Origin of the sequence: Vibrio sp. 10N.222.46.A1 (assembly GCF_041473595.1) — a bacterium.
In the GTDB taxonomy this organism is placed as follows: domain Bacteria; phylum Pseudomonadota; class Gammaproteobacteria; order Enterobacterales; family Vibrionaceae; genus Vibrio; species Vibrio tasmaniensis_A.
Genome location: NZ_JBFRSN010000700.1, coordinates 1 through 912, shown reverse-complemented (window position 1 = coordinate 912; position 912 = coordinate 1). Strand labels below are relative to the sequence as shown.

Below are 912 nucleotides of genomic sequence, written 5' to 3'. Positions count from 1 at the left end.
AGGCAACGTGAAAGCTCGTGCTCGCATGATCGCACAATACGAAATTGCTGGTTACGTTGGCGGTCTGGTGATTGGTACTGACCACTCAGCGGAAAACATCACTGGTTTCTACACTAAGCACGGTGACGGCGCATGTGATTTAGCACCACTATTTGGTTTGAACAAACGCCAAGTTCGTGAGCTTGCAGCAACGTTGGGCGCTCCAGAGCAACTTGTTAAGAAAGTACCCACTGCTGATCTAGAAGAGCTTGATCCACAGAAAGCCGATGAAGCAGCATTGAACCTTTCTTACGATCAAATCGATGATTTCCTTGAAGGTAAAACAGTACCTCAAGACGTATCCGATCGCTTAGTTGGCATCTACAAAGCAACACAGCACAAGCGTCAACCAATCCCAACGATCTACGATTAATCTTTGAATTAGCTCAGAATCAAAAAGGCCGGAAGCTCATTTACGAACTTCCGGCCTTTTCTATTTAGTGTTCTTTAATGCGTTTTTCGTAATGATCTAACGAGTCGTTAATCTACAACTTCGATATCGGTTTGAGGCACGCTACAACACGCCAAGATCTGCCCCATATTACGTTCATGATCTTGCAATGCAGGGACATCCGGTTGATGAACTTGTCCGGACTCAAGCGTCACTTTACAAGCACCGCAGAAACCCGCACGACAACTTGAAGCAATAGACACCCCCGCCGACTCCGCTTGCTCTAGCAAGGTTGATTGATTATTACCTTCGAACAGGTAGCCGTTCACACTTAACTGTAGCTGCTTCACCGCTTCCTCGGTCGATTGAGCCACACCAAACGCTTCTTGATGGTAATGCTGAGGGTTGAGCCCCATTTGAATCAGCAGTTTCTTTGCATTATCCATAAAGCCGTCAGGGCCACACACGAACGCTTGGCGCTT

At 47.0% G+C, this 912-nt stretch carries 2 protein-coding genes; one reads left to right on the top strand and one right to left on the bottom strand.

Features of this window, described 5'->3' with window-relative positions; all coding sequences use genetic code 11:
* A partial coding sequence (gene nadE, locus AB4496_RS18610; protein WP_372103335.1) for an NAD(+) synthase occupies positions 1 to 412 on the top strand: 412 nt, incomplete at its 5' end.
* A gap of 107 nt (positions 413 to 519) precedes the next feature.
* Here nadE and AB4496_RS18605 read toward each other — a convergent pair.
* Positions 520 to 912, bottom strand: a 393-nt coding sequence (locus AB4496_RS18605; RefSeq protein ID WP_372105886.1) for a flavin reductase family protein, incomplete at its 5' end; no start/stop codon positions are given.